The organism is Fontimonas sp. FW305-C-3, from assembly GCF_058783185.1.
In genome coordinates this window covers 663,168-685,635 of sequence record NZ_JBYSYK010000004.1, presented here as the reverse complement: position 1 = coordinate 685,635, position 22,468 = coordinate 663,168, and the positions used below count along the sequence as shown (strand labels likewise).

Annotated in this window: 29 protein-coding genes; 15 read left to right on the top strand and 14 right to left on the bottom strand. The window is 65.3% G+C overall.

Going from position 1 to position 22,468, the window contains the following annotated elements; genetic code table 11:
• Positions 1-131: 131 nt before the first annotated feature.
• The 3 genes from AC3WUF_RS18555 (at position 132) to AC3WUF_RS18545 (ending at position 2,899) form a co-directional block, all read left to right on the top strand.
• Positions 132-857, top strand: coding sequence for a DUF3592 domain-containing protein (locus AC3WUF_RS18555; protein WP_492428353.1), 726 nt, complete (start codon positions 132-134; stop codon positions 855-857).
• Positions 858-864: 7 nt separating this feature from the next.
• Positions 865-1,440, top strand: a complete 576-nt coding sequence (locus tag AC3WUF_RS18550) for a DUF2946 family protein (protein ID WP_492428351.1) — start codon at positions 865-867, stop codon at positions 1,438-1,440.
• Positions 1,441-1,525: 85 nt separating this feature from the next.
• A complete protein-coding gene (locus AC3WUF_RS18545) occupies positions 1,526-2,899 on the top strand; it encodes a WS/DGAT/MGAT family O-acyltransferase (protein WP_492428349.1) in 1,374 nt (457 codons plus the stop codon).
• Here the strand turns inward: AC3WUF_RS18545 and AC3WUF_RS18540 are convergent.
• Positions 2,896-3,186, bottom strand: coding sequence for a DUF1161 domain-containing protein (locus tag AC3WUF_RS18540; RefSeq protein ID WP_492428347.1), 291 nt, complete (start codon positions 3,184-3,186; stop codon positions 2,896-2,898). The two genes, AC3WUF_RS18545 and AC3WUF_RS18540, sit on opposite strands and share 4 nt — an antisense overlap.
• Positions 3,187-3,321: 135 nt before the next feature.
• Between AC3WUF_RS18540 and AC3WUF_RS18535 the strand changes: the two genes are divergently transcribed.
• Complete coding sequence (locus tag AC3WUF_RS18535) at positions 3,322-3,852, top strand: nuclear transport factor 2 family protein (RefSeq protein ID WP_492428345.1); 531 nt, start codon at positions 3,322-3,324, stop codon at positions 3,850-3,852.
• Positions 3,853-3,864: 12 nt separating this feature from the next.
• On the opposite strand, the gene AC3WUF_RS18530 is transcribed toward AC3WUF_RS18535, so the two are convergent.
• Both AC3WUF_RS18530 and AC3WUF_RS18525 read right to left on the bottom strand, forming a co-directional pair.
• The gene (locus AC3WUF_RS18530) at positions 3,865-4,362 is read right to left on the bottom strand and encodes a CC0125/CC1285 family lipoprotein (protein ID WP_492428343.1); all 498 of its coding nucleotides are present in this window, start codon (positions 4,360-4,362) and stop codon (positions 3,865-3,867) included.
• Complete coding sequence (locus tag AC3WUF_RS18525) at positions 4,359-5,183, bottom strand: DUF3014 domain-containing protein (RefSeq protein WP_492428341.1); 825 nt, start codon at positions 5,181-5,183, stop codon at positions 4,359-4,361. The genes AC3WUF_RS18530 and AC3WUF_RS18525 overlap by 4 nt, the downstream gene beginning before the upstream one ends.
• A 224-nt stretch (positions 5,184-5,407) precedes the next feature.
• Here AC3WUF_RS18525 and AC3WUF_RS18520 point away from each other — a divergent pair, with 224 nt between their 5' ends.
• Complete coding sequence (locus AC3WUF_RS18520) at positions 5,408-6,775, top strand: cytochrome P450 (protein WP_492428339.1); 1,368 nt, start codon at positions 5,408-5,410, stop codon at positions 6,773-6,775.
• Between the two features lie 130 nt (positions 6,776-6,905).
• Here the strand turns inward: AC3WUF_RS18520 and AC3WUF_RS18515 are convergent, their stop codons facing one another.
• Positions 6,906-7,118, bottom strand: a complete 213-nt coding sequence (locus AC3WUF_RS18515; RefSeq protein WP_492428337.1) for a cold-shock protein — start codon at positions 7,116-7,118, stop codon at positions 6,906-6,908.
• Between the two features lie 439 nt (positions 7,119-7,557).
• Here AC3WUF_RS18515 and AC3WUF_RS18510 point away from each other — a divergent pair, with 439 nt between their 5' ends.
• Entirely contained in the window at positions 7,558-8,070 is a 513-nt protein-coding gene (locus AC3WUF_RS18510; protein WP_492428335.1) for a MoaF N-terminal domain-containing protein, read from the top strand.
• A gap of 124 nt (positions 8,071-8,194) precedes the next feature.
• Positions 8,195-9,067 (top strand): alpha/beta hydrolase, encoded by an 873-nt coding sequence (locus tag AC3WUF_RS18505; protein WP_492428333.1) that lies wholly within the window; start codon positions 8,195-8,197, stop codon positions 9,065-9,067.
• 23 nt (positions 9,068-9,090) lie between these two features.
• Here AC3WUF_RS18505 and AC3WUF_RS18500 read toward each other — a convergent pair whose 3' ends face one another.
• Genes AC3WUF_RS18500 through AC3WUF_RS18490 form a run of 3 tightly spaced genes read right to left on the bottom strand, consistent with a single transcriptional unit; the run spans position 9,091 to position 11,376 of the window.
• A complete protein-coding gene (locus AC3WUF_RS18500) occupies positions 9,091-9,897 on the bottom strand; it encodes a dienelactone hydrolase family protein (protein ID WP_492428331.1) in 807 nt (268 codons plus the stop codon).
• A 26-nt stretch (positions 9,898-9,923) separates the two neighbouring features.
• Positions 9,924-10,712 (bottom strand): acyl-CoA thioesterase, encoded by a 789-nt coding sequence (locus tag AC3WUF_RS18495; protein WP_492428329.1) that lies wholly within the window; start codon positions 10,710-10,712, stop codon positions 9,924-9,926.
• A 28-nt stretch (positions 10,713-10,740) separates the two neighbouring features.
• Positions 10,741-11,376 carry a CAP domain-containing protein gene (locus AC3WUF_RS18490; protein ID WP_492428327.1) on the bottom strand — a complete coding sequence of 212 codons (636 nt, stop codon included), beginning with the start codon at positions 11,374-11,376 and terminating at the stop codon, positions 10,741-10,743.
• A 249-nt stretch (positions 11,377-11,625) separates the two neighbouring features.
• Between AC3WUF_RS18490 and AC3WUF_RS18485 the strand changes: the two genes are divergently transcribed.
• The 3 genes from AC3WUF_RS18485 to AC3WUF_RS18475 are packed head-to-tail and all read left to right on the top strand — an operon-like array spanning position 11,626 to position 13,064.
• Complete coding sequence (locus tag AC3WUF_RS18485; protein WP_492428325.1) at positions 11,626-12,585, top strand: beta-ketoacyl-ACP synthase III; 960 nt, start codon at positions 11,626-11,628, stop codon at positions 12,583-12,585.
• A 9-nt stretch (positions 12,586-12,594) separates the two neighbouring features.
• Positions 12,595-12,798 carry a SlyX family protein gene (locus AC3WUF_RS18480; RefSeq protein WP_492428323.1) on the top strand — a complete coding sequence of 68 codons (204 nt, stop codon included), beginning with the start codon at positions 12,595-12,597 and terminating at the stop codon, positions 12,796-12,798.
• A 5-nt stretch (positions 12,799-12,803) separates the two neighbouring features.
• Positions 12,804-13,064: a hypothetical protein gene (locus tag AC3WUF_RS18475; protein WP_492428321.1), complete on the top strand. Its 261-nt coding sequence runs from the start codon at positions 12,804-12,806 to the stop codon at positions 13,062-13,064.
• A gap of 1 nt (position 13,065) precedes the next feature.
• On the opposite strand, the gene AC3WUF_RS18470 is transcribed toward AC3WUF_RS18475, so the two are convergent.
• Genes AC3WUF_RS18470 through AC3WUF_RS18460 form a run of 3 tightly spaced genes read right to left on the bottom strand, consistent with a single transcriptional unit; the run spans position 13,066 to position 16,400 of the window.
• Positions 13,066-14,163 carry a GNAT family N-acetyltransferase gene (locus tag AC3WUF_RS18470; protein ID WP_492428319.1) on the bottom strand — a complete coding sequence of 366 codons (1,098 nt, stop codon included), beginning with the start codon at positions 14,161-14,163 and terminating at the stop codon, positions 13,066-13,068.
• Positions 14,123-14,545: an alternative ribosome rescue aminoacyl-tRNA hydrolase ArfB gene (gene arfB, locus AC3WUF_RS18465; protein ID WP_492428317.1), complete on the bottom strand. Its 423-nt coding sequence runs from the start codon at positions 14,543-14,545 to the stop codon at positions 14,123-14,125. The genes AC3WUF_RS18470 and arfB overlap by 41 nt, the downstream gene beginning before the upstream one ends.
• A 16-nt stretch (positions 14,546-14,561) precedes the next feature.
• The gene (locus AC3WUF_RS18460) at positions 14,562-16,400 is read right to left on the bottom strand and encodes a DUF885 domain-containing protein (RefSeq protein ID WP_492428315.1); all 1,839 of its coding nucleotides are present in this window, start codon (positions 16,398-16,400) and stop codon (positions 14,562-14,564) included.
• Positions 16,401-16,569: 169 nt separating this feature from the next.
• Between AC3WUF_RS18460 and AC3WUF_RS18455 the strand changes: the two genes are divergently transcribed.
• The 3 genes from AC3WUF_RS18455 (at position 16,570) to AC3WUF_RS18445 (ending at position 18,383) form a co-directional block, all read left to right on the top strand.
• Positions 16,570-17,601: a hypothetical protein gene (locus tag AC3WUF_RS18455; RefSeq protein ID WP_492428313.1), complete on the top strand. Its 1,032-nt coding sequence runs from the start codon at positions 16,570-16,572 to the stop codon at positions 17,599-17,601.
• 82 nt (positions 17,602-17,683) lie between these two features.
• Positions 17,684-17,947: a DUF4404 family protein gene (locus AC3WUF_RS18450; RefSeq protein WP_492428311.1), complete on the top strand. Its 264-nt coding sequence runs from the start codon at positions 17,684-17,686 to the stop codon at positions 17,945-17,947.
• 79 nt (positions 17,948-18,026) lie between these two features.
• Entirely contained in the window at positions 18,027-18,383 is a 357-nt protein-coding gene (locus tag AC3WUF_RS18445; RefSeq protein ID WP_492428309.1) for a hypothetical protein, read from the top strand.
• A 68-nt stretch (positions 18,384-18,451) separates the two neighbouring features.
• Here the strand turns inward: AC3WUF_RS18445 and AC3WUF_RS18440 are convergent, their stop codons facing one another.
• Positions 18,452-19,378: an alpha/beta fold hydrolase gene (locus AC3WUF_RS18440; RefSeq protein WP_492428307.1), complete on the bottom strand. Its 927-nt coding sequence runs from the start codon at positions 19,376-19,378 to the stop codon at positions 18,452-18,454.
• A gap of 110 nt (positions 19,379-19,488) precedes the next feature.
• Between AC3WUF_RS18440 and AC3WUF_RS18435 the strand changes: the two genes are divergently transcribed.
• Positions 19,489-19,947, top strand: coding sequence for a flavodoxin family protein (locus AC3WUF_RS18435; RefSeq protein ID WP_492428305.1), 459 nt, complete (start codon positions 19,489-19,491; stop codon positions 19,945-19,947).
• Positions 19,948-20,023: 76 nt separating this feature from the next.
• Here the strand turns inward: AC3WUF_RS18435 and AC3WUF_RS18430 are convergent, their stop codons facing one another.
• The gene (locus AC3WUF_RS18430; RefSeq protein ID WP_492428303.1) at positions 20,024-20,557 is read right to left on the bottom strand and encodes a hypothetical protein; all 534 of its coding nucleotides are present in this window, start codon (positions 20,555-20,557) and stop codon (positions 20,024-20,026) included.
• A gap of 163 nt (positions 20,558-20,720) precedes the next feature.
• Here AC3WUF_RS18430 and AC3WUF_RS18425 point away from each other — a divergent pair, with 163 nt between their 5' ends.
• Positions 20,721-21,197: an SET domain-containing protein gene (locus AC3WUF_RS18425; RefSeq protein ID WP_492428301.1), complete on the top strand. Its 477-nt coding sequence runs from the start codon at positions 20,721-20,723 to the stop codon at positions 21,195-21,197.
• A gap of 125 nt (positions 21,198-21,322) precedes the next feature.
• Here the strand turns inward: AC3WUF_RS18425 and AC3WUF_RS18420 are convergent, their stop codons facing one another.
• Both AC3WUF_RS18420 and AC3WUF_RS18415 read right to left on the bottom strand, forming a co-directional pair.
• Positions 21,323-21,976 (bottom strand): lysophospholipid acyltransferase family protein, encoded by a 654-nt coding sequence (locus tag AC3WUF_RS18420; protein ID WP_492428299.1) that lies wholly within the window; start codon positions 21,974-21,976, stop codon positions 21,323-21,325.
• Between the two features lie 70 nt (positions 21,977-22,046).
• Complete coding sequence (locus AC3WUF_RS18415; protein ID WP_492428297.1) at positions 22,047-22,463, bottom strand: hypothetical protein; 417 nt, start codon at positions 22,461-22,463, stop codon at positions 22,047-22,049.
• Between the last annotated feature and the right edge of the window lie 5 nt (positions 22,464-22,468).

Sequence of the window (22,468 nt, the reverse complement as noted above, 5' to 3'; positions counted from 1 at the left end):
CGATCCGGCGAGGCTGTCATGGATGTCGTCATGGTTTGCGCGAGGCTGAGTCCGTTCGATCCCGGCAGGTCTGAGCGCTGGCTTGCGGCGCACCGGGCCCGGATTCTCCACATCGAACGCGAGGACGCGCCATGAGTATCCGCACGGCAGCCACCGGATCGCGCATCCTTCTGGTGTTCCTGCTGATCGGCGTGGCCCTGCTCGCCACCGCGGCGTGGATGATCGACGCAACGCGCGGCTTCATGGCGCGCGCTGGCACCGCGTCCGGCACCGTCATCGAACTGGTGCAGCGTCGGTCCAGCGATGACGATGGCTACACCTATGCGCCGCGCGTTCGCTTCGATACGGCACAGCGGCGCGACATCGAGTTCACGTCCAGCGTCAGCAGCTACCCGCCGGATTTCTCGATCGGCGCACCGGTCCGCGTCATCTACGATCCGGCAGCCCCCGAAGACGCCAGGATCGACAGCTTCTTCCAGCTCTGGCTCGGCCCTTTGATCTTCGGCATCCTGGGCACGCTGTTCGCCGGCGTGGCAACGGCGGTGCTGGTCGGGCAGAAGCTGAGCAGCTCATCGCGGCGGCGGCTCAAGGTCGAAGGGCGCCCGGTATTGGCGCGGCTGCTCAGCATTGAACGCAACGACAGCTTGCGGGTCGACGGCGTGTCGCCTTGGCGCATCACTGCCCAATGGGAAGATTCGCTGACCCGAAAGGCCTACGTGTTCAGCAGCGAGAACCTGTGGACCGACCCGACGGCCCTTGCACCGAAGCAGCTGACGGTTTACATCGATCCGGACAAACCGAGGAAGCACTACATGGATGTGTCGTTCCTGCCTCAGCACTCGGCCCGAGGCCTGTAAGCCCGCCATGGAAGATTGGGTCCATCGCGCACTCGAACGCTGGCCGAACGTCCCGGCGCTGTATGGCTGGCTCGGCCTGGACCGGCGCGGGCGCTGGACGATCAAGGGCGAGCTGATCACGCGGCCGCAGATCATCGACACCATCAAACGCAACTACGAAGCCGACGCGGCCGGTCGTTGGTATTTCCAGAACGGGCCGCAGCGCGGTTATGTGAACGTCGCGTCGGCACCGCTGGTGCTGCGCGCGGAACCGGACGGCAGGCTGCGGACGCACACCGATGTCGCGGTGACCGAAGCCGGCGCCGCATGGCTGGATGAGAACGGCGGCCTGCTGCTGCAGACCGCAGCGGGCCCAGCGGCGCTCGATGATCAGGATCTCGAATGGCTGCTGCAGCGCCTGCGCAAGGATGACGCGGCGGCGAGCGAGGACGACATCGTCGCTGCGCTCGCCCAGCCCAGCGGTTCCGCCACGGCGCTGAGCCTCCGGCTCGGCGCACAGGTCCTGGCGCTGGGACGCCTCGATCTGGCCGATGCGCCGGCGCAAATGGGCTTTCAGCGAATTCCACAACCCGATCCTGCCTGAGCTTGGCGTCGCGGCTGCCTCTGCGCCTATGATGGCCGTAGAACTTTCGTTGCACCCATAAATCAGCGCGTGCCGGGGGAGAACCATGGCCACAGCGAAGCGACTCAATCCACTCGACTGGACGTTCCTGGCGGCGGAATCGCGCGAATCGATGATGCATGTCGGCGCGCTGATGCAATTCCAGCCGCCGCCCGATGCCGATGCCGATCTGCTGCGCAAGCTGATGGACGAGATGCGTGGTGAAGCCACCGCGTACGCGCCCTGGAACCTGAAGCTCAAGCATCCGAACTTCGTCGCCAATCCCTTGCAGGCCTGGGTCGAAGACAGCAACTTCGATGTCGAGTACCACGTGCGACGGTCCGCACTGCCGGCGCCGGGCGACGAGCGCGAACTCGGCATTCTCGTCTCGCGTCTGCACAGCCACAGCATCGATTTCCATCGACCGCCCTGGGAAGTGCACATCATCGAAGGCCTCGAAGGCGGGCGTTTCGCGATGTACCTGAAGGTCCATCACGCGCTGGTCGATGGCTACACCGGCATCGCGCTGTTGTCGCGCAGCCTGTCGCACAGCGCGGATGAGCGCGAAACGCCGATGTTCTTCACGCGCAAGCCGCCGACGCGCGAGAAAGCCGCCGCGACTCCGGCACCGACGATGGAAGCGCTGCTGGCGATGGCGCGCGAGCAGATCGGCACGACGCGCAACATCACCAAGGCGCTGACGACGACGCTGCGGCGCAAGGACAGCTCGCTGATTGCGCCGATGCAGGCGCCCAAGTCCATCCTCAACCAGAAGATCGGCCGCAACCGCCGCTTCGCGACACAGCAGTTCTCGGTGGAGCGCCTGAAGAAGGCGGCCAAGGCGCATGGCGGCACGCTCAACGATGTCGTGCTCGCGCTGTGCGCCGGCGCGCTGCGACGCCTGCTGTCGGAACTCGGAGAATTGCCGGACAAGCCCCTGACGACGATGCTGCCGGTCAACATCCGGCCGAAGGACGATCCGGGCGGCGGCAATGCGGTCGGCGCGATCCTCGCGACGCTGGCGACCGACGTCGAGGATCCGGGCGAGCGGATTCGCACGATCATCGCGTCGACCCAGCTTGCGAAAGCTCAACTATCGGGAATGACCAAGGCCGGCATCATGCAGTACAGCGCGTTGCTGATGGCGCCGCTGATGCTGTCGCAGATCCCCGGCGCCGCGGGGCGCGTACGCCCGGCGTTCAACGTGGTGATCTCGAACGTGCCGGGCCCCAAGCAGGCACTGTACTTCCGCGGCTTCAAGCTGGACGCCTATTACCCGCTGTCGATTCCGTTTCAGGGCTATGGCCTGAACATCACCGTCGTCAGCTACATCGACACGCTGAACTTCGGCTTCATCGGCAGCCGCGACACCTTGCCGCATCTCCAGCGCATCGCGGTCTACAGCCGCGATGCACTGGAGGAACTCGAAGCCGCGGCCTAGTTCGTCGGCGTCGCGGCAGGAGCCGCAGCCGGCGTGGCTGCTGGCGCCGGCGCGCTGGACGCCTTGCCGCGGCTGTAGACCAGCTTGCTCTTGCCGGCATCGCAGCTGCCGACCACGGTCTGGTCGGCGCCGACCTTGTCGGTCGCCACGGCCTCAAGCGTGTAGTTCTTGACGCCCTTGGCGTCGAGCTTCGCGGAAATTTCCGCACCGAGTTCCTCGCAAGGCTTGCCCGCCAACAGCGACGTCGAGCACACCGCCAGCAACACCCCCATCACGATCTGTTTCATCTGCTTCTCCCCCTGAACCGACCATCGGTAACAGAACGCTAACATGCCGACGGCCGTTCCCGCATATGGACGAGGCGTCTTTTTTTTCGATCTCCGAGCATGCGGGTATCAGCTCGCCGCAATGGAGGATCGGACATGGCAATCAGCGCAGCACAGGTGGCGGCGCGCGCCGCGGAAATGCAGGCCGCATTCGTCGAAGCCGCCCGCCGCAACGAATGGGAATGGATTGCCGACGCTTTCTATGCCGAGCGCTGCGAGTACATCTGCGAATACGGCGGCACGCTGCGCGTGCACGCCTCGACCCGCGACGAAATCCGGGCGACCCACTACGGACGCGACATGCGCGTCGGCTGGGAAGGCTGGAGTTTTCCGATCGAGCGCTACACGACGAACGGCAACCGCATCATCACGCATTGGTGGAACCGCGGCCCGGGCACGCGCGCCGACGGCAGCTACTTCCAGACGCCAGGGGTGTCGTTCATCACCGTCGACGATGAAGGCCGTTTCATCGAGCAGCTGGACCTGTTCGACCTCGCCCACCAGATGCACCTGTGCGATGAACTGGAAGCCGCCGGCCTGCTGTCGGCGACGCTGAAGACGAACTGGGTGATTCCGATGAAGCGGCGGCTGATCGAGATGCTGCAGGTCAATCTGCCTTCAGGCTGAAAAGGCCGCCGCCTACTTCGCCGCCGGACGCTGGATCAGCGGATCGAGGTTGTTGATCAGCTCGCGCGGGTTATAGGCATCCGTCGCGCCTTCCGGCTTTGGCCCCTTGCGGATGAGGATGTCGGCCTGCCCGCGCCAGGCGATGCGCTCGCCGCCGGCGCTGGTACTGGTGCCGACGCCGATCCCCAGGCCACCGCTGCCGCCGAAGCGGAAGCCGCCGAGCCCAATGCCGATGCTCGGACTGTTGTCGCCCTCGGCCTGCATCGTCGAGTTGCTGACGATGAAGTGCTCGCCGCCATTGACCAGCGTCAGTTCGGCGGCGCGGAACAGCAGGTAGTTCTCGACCGTCTGCTTGGGGGTCGCGGCGCTGCCGGCGAAGCTGACGCGGTAGCGATCGGTGTCGAGCTTCTGTTCCGAGTAACCATATCCGCCGTTCACCGGCTGATACGGCGTCAGCGTCGCGCAGGCGCTCAAACCCAGCGTCAGCAGCAATGCGAGCAGGCGGCTCATCGCGGCACCGGACTGCCGGCGGTGATTGCCGCGCGGATTTCGGTCAGCTTGCCCTTGACGGTCTCGGCATGAGTCTGGCCCATGCGAATCAACTGTTTGCGGCCCCATGACATGTCCTCCAGTCGCGGATCGGCGAATTGGTACAAGGCCTTGGGCTGGACCAGCGCAATGGGCGGCGCCACCGACGGCGTTCCCAGCAGGTGATCAATGATCTGGACCACGCGGTCATTGAAGTAGCGGTTCGGGTAGCCGAGCTCTTCGTAGGCGCGCTGGAACAGCGGGTAGTAGCGGCGATAGACCTTGACCAGCACCTGGGTGTTGGCGGCTTCCAGCGCCGACACATAGGCGTCGTAACGATCGTCGTTCTCGACGCTGAGGATCAGCGCATCGCCGTTGCGTGCCACCACCGGCCGGCCCTCGACCCGCTGGATGGGCCGCCATTTGAGCGGCGGCGGATCGTTGTCGAGGCTGTCGACCGTCGCGACGATGCGCCGGATCAGCTTGTCCGGAATCAGGAAGGCCTCGATCGGCGGTGCGCCGAAAGCCTGCTTGAGGGAATCCTCCAGCGCAGAGTCACTTTCGTCGAGCGCCGGCAGCGGGGTATCGGCCGCGCCATTGGCGGCGTCCGCCGCCTCGGCCTCGCCGGTGGTCATCGGATGCGCGATGCCCGGTTCGGTCGGTTCGGGGCTGATGGATTCGGCCGGCGCCTGCACCGGCAGCAAAGGCTCGGGCTGCGGCAAGCCCTTGTACCAGTACCAGACAGCGCCGCCGGTCAACACCAGCAGGACCAGCAGAAAACCCAACCAGGGGCGACGGTTCATGGCGGTATATCGATCTGTGGGGGTCAGAATGCCAGGACTTCGAGTGCCGCAGTTTCCCATAGTTCAGGGCGGGCCCGGCACCGCCCAAACGGGTCGGCGTCAGTAACTTCGATCGACCTCATCCAAAGGGGGGAGTACGAGCGCTGGCGCGGTCTGCTAAAACGCATTCCAACAATTATTGAATCAGCTTCTCAAAATTACGGGAAGCTTCTAGGAGACTGTCTGTGTCGACTGCGACCGAAACCCTGCCGTCCCGCGAAACGCCGCATGTTGCCGGCTGGCCCCTGATCGGCAGCCTGCCCGGTCTGGCCAAGGATCCCGCGCAGTTCTTCGTCGACTGCTATCGCAAGTACGGCCCGGTCTGCCGCCTGTCCGTGCTGGGCGAGAAGTACGTGCTGATGGCCGGCGTCGAAGCGGCGAACTTCCTCGGCACCCGCGAGGGCAAGGAATGCCTGCGCTCCAAGGAGTTCTGGCAGGGCCTCGTCAACGAATACGGCGCCACCAAGATCCTCACGGGCGAAGACGGCGAGAGCCACAAGCAGCTGCGCGACATCATGCGCAACGGCTACTCGAAGGAGTCGATCAAGGGCCGCTACAACGAGCTGGTGGCGATCACCGACGGCGCGATGAAGCGCGACTGGCCGGTCGGCAAGGACATCGAGGTCGTCGAGGCGATGCAGTACATGGTCGTCGACCAGCTCGGCACGATCCTGACCGGCGCCGCGCCGCTGGAGTACGTCAAGGACATCCGCACGACGATCCTCTACATCCTCAACGTGCTGGTGACCCGCCAGCGTCCGAAGATTCTCCTCAAGCGCCCGCAGTACAAGAAGGCCAAGGCGCGCGTGTTCGAACTCGGCGAGCAGATGATCGCCAACGCCAAGGCGCGCTACGGCAAGATCCAGCCGGAAGAGCGCAACCTGATCGACGATGTCTACGCGGCGCATGTCGAACAGCCGGAAGTGATGCCGGAAAACAACCTGATCGTGACGCTCACCGGCCCGTATGTGGCCGGCCTGGACACGGTCGCCAACACCACCGCGGCGATCGTCTACACGGTGCTCAAGCATCCGGAAGTGAAGGCCCGCGTGCACGCCGAGGTCGATGCCTTGTTCGCTGAAGGCGAAGTCACCGAAGACGGCCTGATGAAGAAGCTGCCGGCGCTGCAGGGCGCGATCATGGAGACGATGCGCCTGTACCCGATCGCCGTCGCGCAGATGCGCACCGCGACGAAGGACTTCGTCTTCGAAGGGCACCAGATCAAGGCCGGCGAGATGATCTACATCGGCACTTCGGTCCCGCACTTCATGAACGAGTACTACCCGGACGCGATGAAGTTCGACATCGACCGCTACCAGAAGCCGCGCGCCGAGCATCTGCAGTCGGGTGCTTATTCGCCTTACGGTCGCGGCCCGCACACCTGCCTGGGCAAGAGCCTCGCCGAGGTGCAGATCGCGCTGTCGATGGCGCGCCTGTTCCACAAGCTCGACCTGGAACTGGAATCGCCGAATTACGTGCTGAAGACCAAGACCGCACCGACGCCGGGTCCGGCGATGGACTTCAAGGTCCGGGTCAAGGGGTATCGCAACTGATCGAGGCGGCTGCCGTCGATATTGAGAACGCCCCACTGGTCGGGGCGTTTTTTATTGCCGTCGCGTTTTGGAGTGCGCAACAAAAAAGCCGCGACTTGCGTCGCGGCTTCTTGTCTAGACCTGTTAAGGCTTAGAGCGGGCGAATCTGGGTCGCCTGCATGCCCTTCGGGCCGCGCTGCGCCTTGTATTCGACCTTCTGACCTTCGGCCAGGGTCTTGAAGCCCGTGCCCTGGATTTCCTTGAAGTGTGCGAAGAGGTCTTCACCGCCGTCGGCCGGGGTGATGAAACCGAAGCCCTTGGCTTCGTTGAACCACTTCACGGTGCCCGTGGAAACATTGCTCATGGATACATTCCTTGCTGATTTAGAAAAACAGGCTTAACCGCCTGTGGGGTGCATACGATCAAGGAAGGCATCGGGGGAAATCTTGCCGACCTAACGATGGCCGGACAACCGCGCTGAGTCCACTGCTTGAAACGACTGCGAGGAGCACGTTAACCGAACTAGGACAAGTTGTCGAGTTTGGCAAGCGATATTTCGGCCTGGGGGGCCTTTTCCATGCCGATCAAGGACATCGGTCGATGAATTGGACGGTCGCCGGGTGCAGGCGACTTCACGGGCAGCGCAACCAATCGGCCGAGGGAGTGTCAGTAACTTAGGTTCTGCGTTCGCATCGGCCGACAGCCAGCCTGTATCCGGGCGCCGAGAACCGAACTCCCTGCCCGCGCAGGCGCCAGCCCCCCGAGCTGTCGAACTCGATTAACGCACTGATAGATATAAGAAAATGCAGATCATTACAACTGATCGAAAACTGCAGACCTCTTCATCCCGCAGCCTCAAGCGCGCGCTGGCCGGCCTGCTGGCGCTGTTTCTCAGCCTCTCTGTCTTCACGCGCATTGCCGGCGGCACGGCGCCGCCGCGAGTGGCCGAAGGTCCGAGCGAAATTCTCGGTCTGACCTTGCGTTATGCGCTGCCGGACGGCGAATACATCGAGCGCAGCTTTGTCAGTGAAAACCAGGTCCGCTGGAAGCTGCTCAGCGGCATGCGGCGCGGCGACCAGGGTGTCGAGACGGTCATCCTGCGGACCGTGGCTCCGGGCATTTACTTCGTCAATACGGTGGATCCGCTGTCGGGCAGCACAAGCAGCGAAGTCCTTGACCTGGCGACCTCCACGGTCAACAGCTTCGTCACGCGGCCGAATCCGGACGATCCGCAGAAGCGCCTGGAGACGTTCGCCAGCGGCAAGCTCGAGGTCATCAAAAACAGCGGCGCGCCGACCGCGACGAAAGGCTCCTAGCCCTGCCTTTCGCGTTGCGGATCGAGTGTCTGCAGCTCGTCCGCACCGGGCGGGCAGATGTTACCCAACCAACAAGACAGTAGGCATACTGCGCCTCCGCCTTGCCGCACCCTGGTTCCGTTAGATGCAAAAAATCTTTGCCGCAGCGCTGCTCGCTGCTTTCGTCACCGCTTGCGGCACCGCCGGTCCGACCGCCCCGGCGGACGGCGGCTCCAGTGAGGACCTGCTGAGCTGGGGCGACATCAACGATCTGCCCGCGCCGCCGCCGCTGCCGCCGCTGCCCTACGGCACCGATGCGCAGCAGTTCGGCGAGCTGCGCGTGCCGCCCGGCATCGACGGTCCCTTTCCGGTGCTCATCCTGATTCACGGCGATTGCTGGAGCGGCGACGAAGGCATGGCTTATCTGCGGCCGCTGGCCAATGCGCTGGCGAACCTCGGCGTCGCAACCTGGAACATCGAGTACCGCAAGCCCACGTCGGCAGCGGATTGGGGCAATGCCTACAGCGACGTCGCCCTCGCGACGGATTTCCTGCGCACGCTGGCGCCGGCGCATTCGCTGGATCTCAAACGGGTTGTCAGCAGCGGTCATGCGATGGGCGGACAACTGGCGATGTGGCTGGCCACCCGGCCCAAGCTCGGCAAGACCGACGCGCTGTATGTCGGCAAACCGTTGCCGGTGCAGGGCGTCATCGGCCTCGCCGCAGTCACGCAGCTGCCGGCGAAGGCGGGCGAATCCACCTGCCCGACCATTCCCGAAGGCACGAAAATTCCGGCACTGCGTTTTCCGCTGGGCGTTCCGCAGTGGTTCGTCCATGGCGCACGGGATCCGCTGACGCCGTCCGACCTTGTGCTCAAGTACGCCGAGAGCGCACGCAAGAAAGGCGACAAGGTCACCCTGGGCATCACGACCAACGCCGGCCATTTCGAGCCGGTCGCGCCGGCCAGCGCGACCTGGACGGCGCTGCAGCAGGCGGTGATCGCTTCGCTGCTGCAGTAGACATTACTGCAGCGAGATTCGACCTAACGCGCGGCGAACGCCTCGCGCAGGAAGTCGCGCATCATCTCGTAGGCGCGGCTCGCCACCTTGGCGTCGTACTGCGACTTGCCCGGCTGATTGGCGTGGACGTCGGTGAACGAATGCACCGCGCCGCCGAAACGCACCAGCTGCCAATCGACATTGGCGCCGCGCATCTCGGTCTCGAAAGCAGCAACCTGCTCGGCCGGAACATAAGGATCGACGTCGCCATGCAGGGCGAGTACGCGCGCCTTGATCGGCGACGATGTCTCCTTGCCGGCCGGCAGCGAGAGGTTGCCGTGGAAGGACACGGCCGCGGCGATGTCGTCGCCGGTACGCGCCAGCTCCAGCGCCGTCGCACCGCCGAAGCAGAAGCCGATCGCGGCGACCTTGCTCGCGTCGGCGGGCAATTTGTTCTTCGTGATGGCGCCGAGCGCCGTGGCCTTGGCGGCGACGACGCGTTCACGCAGCAACGGGCGATTGCCATACAGCGAGGCGACCAGCTTGCCGGCCGCTTCCGGGCCATCCGGCTGCGCCTTGGCGCCGTACATGTCGGCGACGAAGACGACGTAATCCGAGCCGGCAATCATCGCCGCCTGCTCGCGATTCTCTGCGGTGGTGCCGAGCCAGTTCGGAATCAGCACGAGCAGCGGCCGTGGCGTCTTGATCGTGTCGTCGTAGTAGGCATAGCCGCGATACGACTGGCCGCCGATCTTGTAGTCGATGACCTGCTCGGCGGCGCTCGCATTCCATGCGGCGCAGGCCAGCGCCAGACCGATGCAGCAGCGACGGATGAAGGCAGTGTTGCGCATGTGTTTTCTCCAGTGTTCGGGACGACTCAGCCGAAAACGACCACCGACTGCCGGCTCAGCGCGGCGAGCTTTCCATGCGGATTCCACAGCGAAGCACTCTGCGCCATGTAGCCGCTGGCCGCCGCGGTGACTTCGGTATCCATGCGCCAGTGGGCGTCATGCGGAAAGTCCGCTTCGTGATCGAGCAGTTCCAGCGTCCAGGTCATCGAGCTCGCCATCGACGGCTTCTTCAGCAGCGACAGTCCGGGGCTGGGCACCGTATCGGCGAGCGCGATCACATGACCCTCGCCCAGCGTCTGCGGATCGCGGTGGGCGACGTGAATCGAGGTATGCGGCTCGCTGGCGCCGCTGAAGGGGAATCCGCCTTCGGCCCAGCGCATCGAGAAATGCTGCGTGAACGCCGGCGTGATGCCGGCCACGTAGCGCAGCTCCTTGGCCTGTTCCGCCGACAGCTTGTCGGGGCGCACCGGCGCGATCTGGATCGTCGATTCGCGCGCGACGCCGAACACCGCGATGACCAGGCACAGCACCTGTCCGTCGAGCACGATGCGGCACTCCGCATGCGTGGCTGACTTGCCGACCCGCAGCACGCGCGGCTGCAGCTGCGCCACGCCGCCGGGCACCGGCGCCATGAATGTCGTCTGCACGACGCGCAGCGGCGCGGCGTTGCCGACCAGCTCGCGCAGCGCCCGCACCGCCAGCGCGGTCTGCAGACCACCGAAAGCGGTACGCCCCTGCAGCCAATCCTCGCCGATGTCCGCGACGAAGCCGTCGGACGACGGCCGCACGCTGTCCAGCACTTCACTGAAAATCACGACTTCGCTCCGGCGCCGTTACAGGCGCTCAATCGACGGGCAGATCGACACCCGGACCGACCGCCTTGCACTCCAGCGCGCTGACGACAACCTCCGGCTCCGGCGTCGGTGCCGGCTTGCCGTAGGGCTTCAGGCCTTCCTGCAGGCCACGCGGCGTGTAGTTGCAGACCCAGACCTCGGCGGTTTCGCAGCGCGCGCGGCCGCAGCCGACAACTTCCGTTTCTTCCCAGATCATCTGCAGGTACTGGCCGCACTGCGTGCCGCCGCGGTCCATGCACTGATGGGTCTTGTGATCGTACTTCTGCCCTTCGGCAGCCCAGCGGCCGACGACTTCCGCCGGCGTGCGCTGCCAACCCTGGTACGGCTCGCTGCTGTAGGCGCGCAGGATGTTTTCGCCGTATCGCTCGCGGCGCAGGGGATCCGGGTTGTAGGCGGCGCGGCAGGATTGGGTCGCCAGCTGGTTGGCCCAGCCCTGCGCGACCGCGGCGGCTTCGTCCGACCATTGCAGCGGGCGCAGGCCCAGCGCGACACGCGGCTGGTTGTGCGCGGTCAGGATGCCGCCAAACGCGGCAGGTTCGGCCGAGCCCCAGGCCAGCGGCGCGAACAACGGCGCCAGCAGGCACAAGCAGAGGGAAGACCACTTCAAGGTTTTGAATGGAGTCATGAGGCACGCGATTGGGTTTTGGCCGCCACGATGGCGGGTGCACGGGATGGCCGATTCTAGAACAAGCGGTTACCGAGCAGTACCCGGTCTCGCGGCCGATCGGCCGCAAGATTCGCCAGCTTTCCCCTCGCCCCGAGCGTTGCCTGCAGCTGCGGTTGCCCATGACCGGCGGCGAAATCCGGCAAAGCCTGAGCTTTGCGCCGGCGCCGCCCGAGCCGCCGGCCCAGGCGTATCGGCTAAGCTTGCCGGATGGCCTATTCCAAAATCATCGGCACCGGCAGCTATCTGCCGGATCGCATCGTCACGAATCAGGAACTCGAGTCGCGCATCTCGACGAGCGACGAATGGATCGTGTCGCGCACCGGCATCGAGGCGCGCCATGTCGCGGCCGAAGGCGAACTGACCAGCGATCTCGCCCTCAAGGCGGCGCAGCGCGCGATGGAAGCCGCCGGCGTCGGCGCGGCCGATATCGACCTCATCGTCGTCGCGACGACAACGCCGGACATGGTGTTTCCGTCGACCGCCTGCATCCTCCAGGACAAGCTCGGCATCAAGCAGGGCGCCGCATTCGACGTACAGGCCGTCTGCACCGGCTTCATCTACGCGCTCGCCGTCGCCGACAAGTTCGTCGCCAGCGGCGCGCACCGCTGTGCGCTGGTCGTCGGTGCCGAAGTGTTCTCGCGCCTGCTCGACTGGAACGATCGCCGCACCTGCGTGCTGTTCGGCGACGGCGCCGGCGCGGTCGTCATCAAGCAGTCGGAGCAGCCCGGCATCTATTCCAGCCATCTGCATTCGGACGGCAGCTACGGCCACATCCTGCGCGTCGCCGGCGGCATTGCCGAAGGCAAGGTGCGCGGCAATCCTTTTCTGGAGATGGACGGCCAGGCGGTGTTCAAGCTCGCCGTGCGCGTGCTCGACGAGTGCTCGCGCGAGGCGCTTGAGCACAATGGCTTCAAGGGCACCGATCTCGACTGGTTCGTCCCGCATCAGGCCAACCTGCGCATCATCAACGCGACTGCCGACAAGATGAAAGTGCCGCGCGAGCGCGTGGTCACGACCGTCGCGCAGCAAGGCAATACCTCCGCCGCTTCCGTGCCGCTGGCGCTCGACAAGGCGGTGCGCGACGGCCGTATCCAGCCGGGTCATCTGGTGCTGCTCGAAGGCGTGGGCGGCGGCATGACCTGGGGTTCGATCCTGCTGCGCTGGTAATCTGCCGTCATGGAAAACCGCCTGATCGATCTCGAAACCCGTCTCGCCTATCAGGAAGCGACGCTGCAGGAACTCAACCAGATCGTCGCCGAGCAATCTCAGCAGATCGAACGTCTCGAGCGCGTCTGCCGCGAACTCGCCAACCGCATCGCGCGCGGCATCGACAGCGTGCACAAGGGCACGGCTGAAGACGAACTGCCTCCCCACTACTGATCGCCATGATTCGCCTGCTGCTCGTCGCCGCCATCGCTGCCTTGCTGGGCCTCGCCATCTGGCGTTACCGCGCCGGCAAGCTGCAGTTCCGCGTCTCGACCTGGCCACTCGGGCAGCAGATCGAGATGACGCTGGCAGTGCTGGCCGCGGTAGCCGCGCTGCTCGGTGTCGCCGCGAGCGAATTCAACTTCGCGACCTGGATCGGACTGGTGTCGGTGACGCTCGCCGCGCTGGCGCTGTTCAGCTGGCCCGCCCACAAGCCCTGATTCAGGCTTCCCGATAGGCGCTGTGCGCCGCATATGCGGCGATCTGTTCGGCAATCGCCTCGCGCTCGCGTCCGAAGTAACGCGCAATCGCCTCATGCATGCCGCGATGGCGGAAGTGATGCATCGAGTACGCGCGCTCCGGATCGAAGCCGCGCAGCAACTTGTGCTCGCCCTGCACGCCGGCATCGAAACAATCCAGGCCCTGCTCGATCGCGTACTCGATACCGCGGTAGTAGCACAGCTCGAAATGCAGCAGCGGCTCATCGACATCGGCGCCCCAGTGCCGGCCGTACAGCGTGCCGCCATCGCGGAAGAAGAACGCCATCGCGCATAGCTCGCCGTCGCGGCGGGCGAGGCAGAACTGCATGCGCTCGCCGAGGCGCGCGGCCCACTGCTTCAGGCATTCCAGATTGAGATACGGCTGCTGCCCGCGCACGCGATAGGTATTCGCATACAGCTGCCAGACGCGCCGCCAGTCGGTCGCACTGAGGGCATCGCCGCGCAGCCAGCCGATCTCGAAGCCGGAAGCAGCGACCTGGCGGCGCTCACGGCGCAGATTCTTGCGCCGCTTCGACGACAGCGCCTCGGCGAACGCCTCGAAGTCCCTGTACCCGCGATTGCGCCACAGGTAACGCATCTGCTCGCGCGTCAGCCAATGCCGGGCCTGCAGCACTTCGACGTCGGGCGCCGCCGGATACAGCACGTGCACGCTCGACGCCGACCAGCGTTCGGCATGCGCGACCAAGGCTTCGGCGAGCGCATGACGGCCACTGTCGTCGGGCGCCAGCAGACGCGGCCCGGGCACTGGCGTGAACGGCACGCAGCAGACCAGCTTCGGGTAATAGGCCAGCCCCTGTTGTTCGTAGGCCTGGGCGATCTGGAAGTCGAAGACGAACTCGCCCCAGGAATGGGTCTTCAGATAGCACGGCGCCTGCACCGTCTCCGAAAGCAGCAGGGGTACGGCGGTCCAGCCGCTGTCGGGTGTCACGCAGCCGCTCGCAATCAGCGGCTCGAGATAGTCCGCGCTGGTGAACAGCCCTGGTGTCGGCGCAGCTGACTCAGTCAGTGGGGCGTCCCCGCAAAGCCTTGACCCGGCCACGCTGGGTCTTGCTGTCCACCCGCTTGCGCTGCGAGGAGCGCGTCGGCTTGGTCGCCTTGCGCGTGCGCGGCACGAACGCGGCCTTGCGGATCAGCTCGGCCAGGCGCTGCAGGGCGTCTTCGCGGTTCTGCTCCAGGCTGCGGAAACGCTGCGCCTTGATGACGACCACACCGTCCGCCGCGATCCGTGAATCGCGCAGTTCGCTGAAGCGCTGCTTGCATTCGTCGCTCAGCGAAGACGCCGCCGAATCGAACCGCAGCTGCGCCGCACTCGAGGTCTTGTTGACCTTCTGACCGCCCGCGCCCTGGGCGCGGATTGCGGTGAATTCGATCTCGCGCAGCGGCAGCTGAATCGCCGGCGTGATGTCGAGCACGTCTTCCATGATCGGCGAGTTCCGCTCAGCTGCGCTTGCGCGCTGCAATCCAGCGATCGATCTTCTGATCGAGCACATCGAGCGGCACCGCACCGTCCTTCAGCACCTCGGCGTGGAAACCGCGGATATCGAACTTCGGACCCAGCGCCTGCTCGGCCTTGGCACGCAGCGCGGTGATTCTCAGCTGGCCGATCTTGTAAGCGACGGCCTGGCCCGGAATCGCCATGTAGCGCTCGGCCTCGGCGATCGCCTGGGTCTCGCTGCTCGCCGAGTTGTCGAGCATGTAGCGGATCACCTGTTCGCGCGTCCACTGCTTGCTGTGCAGGCCGGTATCGACGACCAGACGGATCGCGCGCCATAGCTCGTTCTGCAGATAGCCGAAGTAGGAGTAAGGGTCGGTGTAGACGCCGAGCTCCTTGCCGAGCGTCTCGGCGTACAGGCCCCAGCCCTCGACGAACGCGGTGAAACGGCCAAAACGGCGGAAGGCCGGGATACCGACCAGCTCCTGCTGGATCGCCAGCTGGAAGTGATGCCCGGGAATCGCTTCGTGCAGATACAGGTCTTCGCTGTCCCAGGTGTTGCGGCTCGGCAGATCGTAGGTGTTGACGTAGAAGATGCCGGGCCGCGAGCCATCCTCGCTCGGCGTCTGGTAGGAGCCGCCGGCCGCGGACTTCGCACGGAAAGCTTCGACCGGGCGAATCTCGAATCCGGCCTTGGGCCTGACCGAGAACAGCTTGTCGGCACCGGCATCGACGCGCGCGCGCAGGCTGTTGTAGTCGTCGAGCAGGGCCTGCTCGCTGGGATACTGGAACTTGGTATCGGTCGCCAGGTACTTGAAGAACGCCTGCATGTCGCCCTTGAAGCCCAGCTCGGCGATCACGCGGCGCATCTCCTGGTGGATGCGCGCGACTTCGTCAAGGCCGGTCTGATGAATCTGCGCCGGCGTCAGATCGGTCGTCGTGATGCTGCGGACGTTGTAGGCATACCAGGCGGCGCCGTCCGGCAGCGCGTCGAGGCCCACCGTGCTGCGCGCCTTCGGCAGATATTCGTCGCGCAGATAGTCGCGCAGGCGCTGGTACGCCGGCATCAGCTGCTTCGCGATCATCTGCGTGTAGGCGAGGCTCAGACGGCCACGCTCGGTCGCGCCGAAGCTGTCGGGCAGCTTCTCGATCGGTTTCCAGAACAGCGTCTGGGTCGGGTCGGCGAGGATCAGCGCATCGAGCTGCGGAATGATCTTCTCGACCAGCACCTTCGGCAGCACGACGCCCTGACCGACGCCCTCGCGCATGTTGGCGATCGCCTGGTCGAACATCGCCGGCGCCTGCGCACCGCGCGCGAGCCAGTTGTCGTAGTCCTTGACCGTCGCGAAGGGCTGCGCCGACGCGCCGGAACCGAGCCGTGCCAGCGTCGCCGGAAAACCGTAGAACTGGTTGAGCGGCATCAGATGCCCGGGGAAGCGCTCGCCGTCGAGGAACTCGCGGCGATCGTGCTTGAACATCTCGACGCTGAGCCGATCGCCGGGCGACAGGCGGGCGACATCGACCGCCTCGATGCGCGCCAGCCAGCGCTGCTCGAAGACATGCTCGGCAGCGCGGTACTCGGCACTCAGATCGTTCGGCAGCTGGTCGTTGTAGCGAGTGTCGCCGATGAAGGTCGCGGAGAGCGGGCGCAGCTTCAGCGATTCTTCCCAGAATTCGGCGAACAGCCGTTCGAGGGCGGCGGCCGGGTCGGCTTCCGCAACGGCCGGGGCCGCCACCGGCGCCGCGGTCGGCACGACAGCCGTCTGCGGCTGCGCGGCGCAAGCGCCCAGCAGCACCGCGAGCGCGGCAACGCAGGCCGCCCGAATGTTCCTGTGAATGACCATGAAGCACCACCGGTTTTCGAATCCACGCACAAACTACCATCCTTGCCGCGGGCACTGGCAAGTTCGCTGGCTTTGGCGCAACACTGTCGCGCCGCAGGGTCAATGCCCCTGCCCCGACGGCGCGCTACGGTAGCGCCGCCTTCCACGATGGCTCAGGCCCGAACCGCAAATGCCCAAGAAGAAGAACGATCTCGCCCAGTCCCTGCTCGATGCCCACGTCAGCTACATCGTCGAGCACCTGACCGGCGACAAGCTGCAGTCACTGATTGCCGCCGAGCTCGACCGCCTGCTGGTCGATGCCGGCAAGCTCAAGCTCAAGGATGTCGTCACCCCGCGGATGATCAAGGACACCGCGCACACCTACGCCGCGCGGATCGAACTCGGCGGCGGCCTGCCGGCACTGGTCACCGACATCGCGCAGGCAGCGTACTCGCACAAGATTCTCGACCGCACCGCGCCCAAGGACGTCGTCAGCCACGTCCGCTATACCGAGTTCATCGACAAGCTGCTGGAGCTGCGCACGCTACGCGAGAAACTGGTGCGCGAGGCGGCCAGCAGTCCGATCTACATCGCCTTTGCGTCGGATCTGCTTTACAACGGCATCAAGGGCTACCTCGCCCGCAGCGGCGAAGTGACGCGCAACATCCCGGGCGCCGGCTCGGTGATGAAGCTCGGCCGCAGCGTCATGAACAAGGCATCGCCGGGCCTCGAGAACTCGCTCGACGAGAGCCTCAAGAAGTATGTCTCGCGCAGCGTCGAGGCTACTGCCAAGACCAGTGCCGAGTTCGTCCTCGAGCATCTGAACGAGAAGGCGCTGCGCGACATGGCGCGCGAGATCTGGGACAAGGTCAAGTTCACGCCGATCGGCAGCCTGCGCGAAGACATCGGCGCCGACGACGTCGAGGACCTGTTCGTCATCGGCTACGAGTACTGGCGCGAGCTGCGCAAGACCGAGATCTACACGGCGCTGATCGATGCCGGTATCGACGCATTCTTCGAGGCCTATGGCGACTCGACGCTGAGCCAGCTGCTCGAGGATCTCGGCATCAGCCGCGACATCATGCTCGCCGAGGCGATGCATTACGCGCCGCATGTGCTCAAGGTGCTCAAGCGCAAGAAGCTGCTCGACGCGTTCGTGCGCCGCCAGCTCGAGGGATTCTACGGCTCCGCCGCGGTCGGCGAGATTCTCGCGGGCGCATAAAGCTGGGGGTCATGTTCGTGCCTGGACAGGCCAGGCGATTGTCGACAAGATCGATCCGGGGCCTGACACAAGGAGAGAACCGATGAACGAGCAGGAACTGCAGCGCCACGTCACTGCCTTGCGCAGCGAGCTGGACCGACTGCCGGAATCGTCGCCCGGTCGCGACAAGCTGCTCGCGCTCGTCGCACGCCTCGAAGATCAGCTCGATCCGGCAACGCCGTCGACGCCTGAGGCAACACTGCTGGCGGGCATCAACCAGGCGGCGACCGAATTCGAAGTCGAACATCCGCAGGCATCCGCCCTGCTTCAGCGCATCGTGCACACCTTGAGTGCGATGGGAATCTGAGCATCGGCATCCACCACCGCTGGCATGTTGCACGGCAAGTCAATATGCTCAGGCTTCCATCGCTCAGAGGAACCGCAACATGGCAGACAATCCGATTGAAGTTCAGGTTCAGGCCATTCGCAAGAAGCTGACCAGCGCTGCCAGCACGCGCAAGACGCAAGTGAAGAAGCTGCGTGCCAAGGCTGCCGACGCGGCACTCAACTGGGTGATGTCGCACCAGTCGCGCGTCGATCAGTTCAAGGGTGCGGTCAAGGGCACGCCGGTCGCCGGCATCGTCGAGAAGCTGCTGGCGCTGCTGCAGTCCGAAGCCGGCGTCGGCAAGAAGAAGCCTGCTGCAAAGAAGGCGGCCAAGAAGGCCGCCAAGAAAGCGCCGGCAAAGAAAGCTGCGAAGAAGGCGGTCAAGAAGCCCGCCAAGAAGGCTGCGAAGCGCAAGTAAGCGCTCGCCAGCCGGTCAACCAAGCCGTCGGTTCGCCGACGGCTTTTTTGTTGGTCGCGCCAATGAACCTAGGCGCGCCTGCGTTCCGACGTCGCCCGCGCGTGATCGCGTTCGGCGTGTTTCAGGTGATGCAGGATCAGCTGCTCGATGCGCGGCAGCAGCCCACTCGGCAGGTCATGGCCCATGCCGTCGATGATCTCGACCGTCGCGTTCGGCAGATGCCGCGCCAGGTTGTGCGCGGCGGCGACCTTCACCAGCGGATCCTGCTTGCCGTGGATGATCAGCACCGGCGCCTTGATCTTGCGCAGCAAGGGCACGCGGCTGCCGGAGGCCATGATCGCGGCGATCTGCCGCACGAAGCCGGCGGGATGAATGCCGCGATCGATCTGACCGGCGATCTTCGCGCGCAGCGCTTCGTCTTCTTCCCGGTAACCCGGGCTGCCGATCATGCGCCAGGTCTTCATACCGTGGGCAACGAGGCTGTCGCGGTCGAAGGTCTTCGGCCGGTTGATCATGCGCAGACGCACCGGCCAGGTCGGCCCCGGCAACCAGCGGTGGCCGCTGCTCGACATGATCGACGTCAGGCTGCGTACGCGCGAACCGTGCTGTGCGGCAAGCAGCTGCGCGATCATGCCGCCCATCGACGCACCGACCACATGTGCGTTCTTGATGCCCAGCGCATCGAGCAGGCCGACCGCGTCCAGCGCCATGTCGTCGAGCAGGTAGGGCGCGCGCACCTTGAGGCCGATCGTGTAGGCCAGGCTGGTGCGCAGCAGATGCGGCTTGCCCAGATGATCGAGCTTGCTCGACAGGCCGATGTCGCGATTGTCGAAGCGGATGACGTAGTAGCCGGCGGCGGCCAGGCGCTGGCAGAACGCATCCGGCCACAGCACCAGCTGACTGCCCAGCCCCATGATCAGCAGGATCGCCGGCTTGCTGGCGTGACCGAAGGTTTCGTATTCGAGCTTGAGACCGTTGGCGGAAATCTGAGGCATGGCGGCGCTGCGGGTATCGGGGTTTCAGGCATTGTGGCACGCGCCCGTTCGGCAGTGATTCGCCGGCGCGACAGGTATGCTTGCCGTCGGCAACAGCCCGAGCGCCGTCCATGAAGCACCTGCTGCTGGTCTGGCACAGCCAGAGCGGACATACCCGACAACTCGCCGAAGCGGCGGCGGCCGGCGCACGTCTGCTCGCGGACGAAGTGGAGCTGCGCATGCTGCGCGCCGGCGATGCCGGGCTCGACGATCTGCTGTGGGCCCAGGGCCTGATCCTCTGCACGCCGGAGAATTTCGGCTACATGTCCGGCGCGATGAAGGACTTCATGGATCGCACCTATTACCCGGCCGAGGGCAAGACCATCGGCCTGCCATATGTGCTGCTGATCAGCTGTGACAACGACGGCAGCGGCGCGGTGCGCGCGGTCGAGCGCATCGCAACCGGCTATGGATGGCAGCTGGTCGCCGATCCGCTGATCAGCCAGGGCGGCATCGCCGCAGGCGCGCTGGATCAGGCGCAGGAACTGGGACAGACCCTGGCCGCCGGCCTGAGCATGGGCCTGTACTAGGGCCTGTACTAGGGCCTGTTAACGACAACGGCCCGACTGCGGGGGCAGCCGGGCCGTCGGACATCACTGTCAGGCCTTAGAAGTTGTAGCGCAGGCCCGCTTCGAAGCGATCGTCATCACCGCCCTGCAGCGCGGCCTGGATGTCCAGGCGCGGCGCGACGCGGTACAGACCGGTGACGCGCAGCGAGGTGAAACCGTCGTCGAAGACGTCGACATGGCGGATTTCCGGGATCAGCTCGAAAGCCTTGGCGAACGACCAGCGCAGACCGCCGCGCAGGCCGAAGCCGGTGTCGTCGTCGCCCGGGACGTCGACCATCTCGATCGTCGCACCGGCGAACCAGTCGAGGCTGCGGTCGATCGGCGCATGGAAAACCGCGCCGGCGCTGAGCTGTTCGAAGTCGCCGGTGTCGACGTACTCGCCGATCACCGCAAAGGAAGGCGCTACCGCGCCGGAACCGGCGATGCGGAAGCCGGAGTCGTCCTGTGCGTCGTTGTCCAGGCTGACGTAACCACCTTCGACATAGGTGTAGTTATGCGCATTGGCCGCGAGCGGCAGGGCCAGCATGGCGCTGGCAGCAATTGCGTAAGTCGAAATCAGGCGTGCGTTCATGTTCTCTTCGCTTTTGTTAGGACACCCAAGGTGCCGGCATAGCCTGGGGGGCCAAACCTTTATGGCCGGTGAACGTCGAGCATCAGCGGCAAATTTGCCTCTGAATGGCACGCAATGTGCTCGGCTTGGGCATAATCCCGCTCCCTCACGATCTCCGCAGCTCATGGCCCGCAATCTCCTCGTCCGTCAATCCAAGATCCACGGCAACGGCGTCTTCGCCGCGCGCGACCTGCCCAAGGGCCTGCGCCTGATCCAGTATCGCGGCGCCCTGCGCCGGCATGATGAGATCGACCAGTGCTACGGCGGCGATACCGAAAGCGGCCACACCTTCCTGTTCACGCTCAACGACGACTGGGTCGTCGACGCCAACGTCGACGGCAACTCGGCGCGCTGGCTCAACCACAGCTGCGCCCCGAACTGCGAAGCCGTGCATTACGAAGACAGCAAGGACAACAGCAAGGACAAGGTCTACATCGAGACCGTCCGCGCGATCCGCGCCGGCGAAGAGCTGACCTACGATTACGGCATCACGCTCGACGAAGCCCACACGCCGCGCATGAAGAAGATCTGGGGCTGCCGCTGCGGCCACAAGAAGTGCATCGGCACGATGCTGACGCCGAAGCGCAAAACGAAGGCCTGAGAACACAAAAAAAGGGCCGCGAAGACGCGGCCCCAAGGGGTGTCACGAACGCCGAAGGCATTAAGGCGATCGCAACGGAGTTACCACCCCTTGATACGGACCCCGCTCGAAAGCGGATGCAGCGCCTATTCAGCGCTGTCGCCGGTCCTCGGCACCGGCAGGCTGAAGCGCTCCGGCCAGCGCGGCGCGACAATCCGGTAGAACGCCGCCATCCGCTGCAGATCGGCTTCGAAATCGCCGCTGGGCATCAGCGCCGGTCCGAAGCCGACGCGGCGGCTCTTGTAGTCCATGAAACCCAGCGCGATCGGCACATTCGCGGCCTCGGCCATGCGATAGAAGCCGCTCTTCCATTGCTCGGTGCGCGCGCGCGTACCCTCCGGCGCGATCACCAGCACCAGCTCGGACCGCGTGCGGAATTGCTGGGCCACCTGCTCGACCATGCCGCCCGGCTTGCGGCGGTCGATGCCGACGCCGCCCATCCAGCGCAGCATGCCGCCCCAGAAACCTTCGAACAGGGTGTGCTTGGCGATCCAGTGCAGATCGAGACCCATTGCGAAAGTGGCGATCAGGAACAGCAGGCCATCGAGATTCGAGGTATGCGGCGCGGCGGTGACCAGGAAATGCGCCGCGTCCGGCGGGTTGCCGACCACGCGCCAGCCGAACAGGCGCAGCAGGCCGCGGCCGAGCGCGCGCGAGAACGCGTTGCCGCGGCGCGGAACATGGCGACCGAACTCGGGGAAATGCTCGGGCAGTTGGTGAACAGCGGCTGGGTCGATCAAGGCCGGGCGGCAGGCAGTCACTTGGGGTGCGCGAGTGTAGCCGCCCAAGTTACCGGACGCCTTAGTAGAGTCAGCCCGGGCCGCTGCGCAAGGCGCGCAAGGCGCGCCATTCGATCAGCGCGCCAACCAGTTCAGTCGCCACGAACGCCCACAGCACCGCGGGCACGCCGACCAGCAGCAGGAAATAGACCAGCAGCGCCGCGACCGCGCAGCGCCCGGCAATATCGAACTGCGTCAGCGGCAGCAGCTCGGGATGGCGCGCACGGCAACCGTTCCACAACGCGCCGAGCACCCCGGCCAGAGCAATGAACAGCGAAGCCACCGGCGGCAGCGGCAGCAACGATGCCGGCGCCGCGCTGAGCCCGAAGTTGGTGAACAGCAGGGCGGCGTAGAAGTCGCCGACAACCGGCAAGGCCATCGGCACGGTCGCCAGCAGATCGAAGACGGCGACGATGCGGATCCATTGCAGCGCAGTGTTCTTGTTCATGCGGG

What these genes read in the sequence shown, in the direction of transcription:
- AC3WUF_RS18475 (WP_492428321.1), top strand. Translation starts at nt 12,804, where the DNA reads ATGATTCGCCTGCTGCTCGTCGCCGCCATCGCTGCCTTGCTGGGCCTC.
- AC3WUF_RS18545 (WP_492428349.1), top strand. Translation starts at nt 1,526, where the DNA reads ATGGCCACAGCGAAGCGACTCAATCCACTCGACTGGACGTTCCTGGCG.
- AC3WUF_RS18430 (WP_492428303.1), bottom strand. Translation starts at nt 20,557, where the DNA reads ATGAACGCACGCCTGATTTCGACTTACGCAATTGCTGCCAGCGCCATG.
- AC3WUF_RS18500 (WP_492428331.1), bottom strand. Translation starts at nt 9,897, where the DNA reads ATGCGCAACACTGCCTTCATCCGTCGCTGCTGCATCGGTCTGGCGCTG.
- AC3WUF_RS18510 (WP_492428335.1), top strand. Translation starts at nt 7,558, where the DNA reads ATGCAGATCATTACAACTGATCGAAAACTGCAGACCTCTTCATCCCGC.
- AC3WUF_RS18435 (WP_492428305.1), top strand. Translation starts at nt 19,489, where the DNA reads ATGAAGCACCTGCTGCTGGTCTGGCACAGCCAGAGCGGACATACCCGA.
- AC3WUF_RS18515 (WP_492428337.1), bottom strand. Translation starts at nt 7,118, where the DNA reads ATGAGCAATGTTTCCACGGGCACCGTGAAGTGGTTCAACGAAGCCAAG.
- arfB (WP_492428317.1), bottom strand. Translation starts at nt 14,545, where the DNA reads ATGGAAGACGTGCTCGACATCACGCCGGCGATTCAGCTGCCGCTGCGC.
- AC3WUF_RS18505 (WP_492428333.1), top strand. Translation starts at nt 8,195, where the DNA reads ATGCAAAAAATCTTTGCCGCAGCGCTGCTCGCTGCTTTCGTCACCGCT.
- AC3WUF_RS18445 (WP_492428309.1), top strand. Translation starts at nt 18,027, where the DNA reads ATGGCAGACAATCCGATTGAAGTTCAGGTTCAGGCCATTCGCAAGAAG.
- AC3WUF_RS18455 (WP_492428313.1), top strand. Translation starts at nt 16,570, where the DNA reads ATGCCCAAGAAGAAGAACGATCTCGCCCAGTCCCTGCTCGATGCCCAC.
- AC3WUF_RS18550 (WP_492428351.1), top strand. Translation starts at nt 865, where the DNA reads ATGGAAGATTGGGTCCATCGCGCACTCGAACGCTGGCCGAACGTCCCG.
- AC3WUF_RS18425 (WP_492428301.1), top strand. Translation starts at nt 20,721, where the DNA reads ATGGCCCGCAATCTCCTCGTCCGTCAATCCAAGATCCACGGCAACGGC.
- AC3WUF_RS18460 (WP_492428315.1), bottom strand. Translation starts at nt 16,400, where the DNA reads ATGGTCATTCACAGGAACATTCGGGCGGCCTGCGTTGCCGCGCTCGCG.
- AC3WUF_RS18415 (WP_492428297.1), bottom strand. Translation starts at nt 22,463, where the DNA reads ATGAACAAGAACACTGCGCTGCAATGGATCCGCATCGTCGCCGTCTTC.
- AC3WUF_RS18490 (WP_492428327.1), bottom strand. Translation starts at nt 11,376, where the DNA reads ATGACTCCATTCAAAACCTTGAAGTGGTCTTCCCTCTGCTTGTGCCTG.
- AC3WUF_RS18450 (WP_492428311.1), top strand. Translation starts at nt 17,684, where the DNA reads ATGAACGAGCAGGAACTGCAGCGCCACGTCACTGCCTTGCGCAGCGAG.
- AC3WUF_RS18440 (WP_492428307.1), bottom strand. Translation starts at nt 19,378, where the DNA reads ATGCCTCAGATTTCCGCCAACGGTCTCAAGCTCGAATACGAAACCTTC.
- AC3WUF_RS18555 (WP_492428353.1), top strand. Translation starts at nt 132, where the DNA reads ATGAGTATCCGCACGGCAGCCACCGGATCGCGCATCCTTCTGGTGTTC.
- AC3WUF_RS18540 (WP_492428347.1), bottom strand. Translation starts at nt 3,186, where the DNA reads ATGAAACAGATCGTGATGGGGGTGTTGCTGGCGGTGTGCTCGACGTCG.
- AC3WUF_RS18485 (WP_492428325.1), top strand. Translation starts at nt 11,626, where the DNA reads ATGGCCTATTCCAAAATCATCGGCACCGGCAGCTATCTGCCGGATCGC.
- AC3WUF_RS18480 (WP_492428323.1), top strand. Translation starts at nt 12,595, where the DNA reads ATGGAAAACCGCCTGATCGATCTCGAAACCCGTCTCGCCTATCAGGAA.
- AC3WUF_RS18525 (WP_492428341.1), bottom strand. Translation starts at nt 5,183, where the DNA reads ATGAACCGTCGCCCCTGGTTGGGTTTTCTGCTGGTCCTGCTGGTGTTG.
- AC3WUF_RS18530 (WP_492428343.1), bottom strand. Translation starts at nt 4,362, where the DNA reads ATGAGCCGCCTGCTCGCATTGCTGCTGACGCTGGGTTTGAGCGCCTGC.
- AC3WUF_RS18535 (WP_492428345.1), top strand. Translation starts at nt 3,322, where the DNA reads ATGGCAATCAGCGCAGCACAGGTGGCGGCGCGCGCCGCGGAAATGCAG.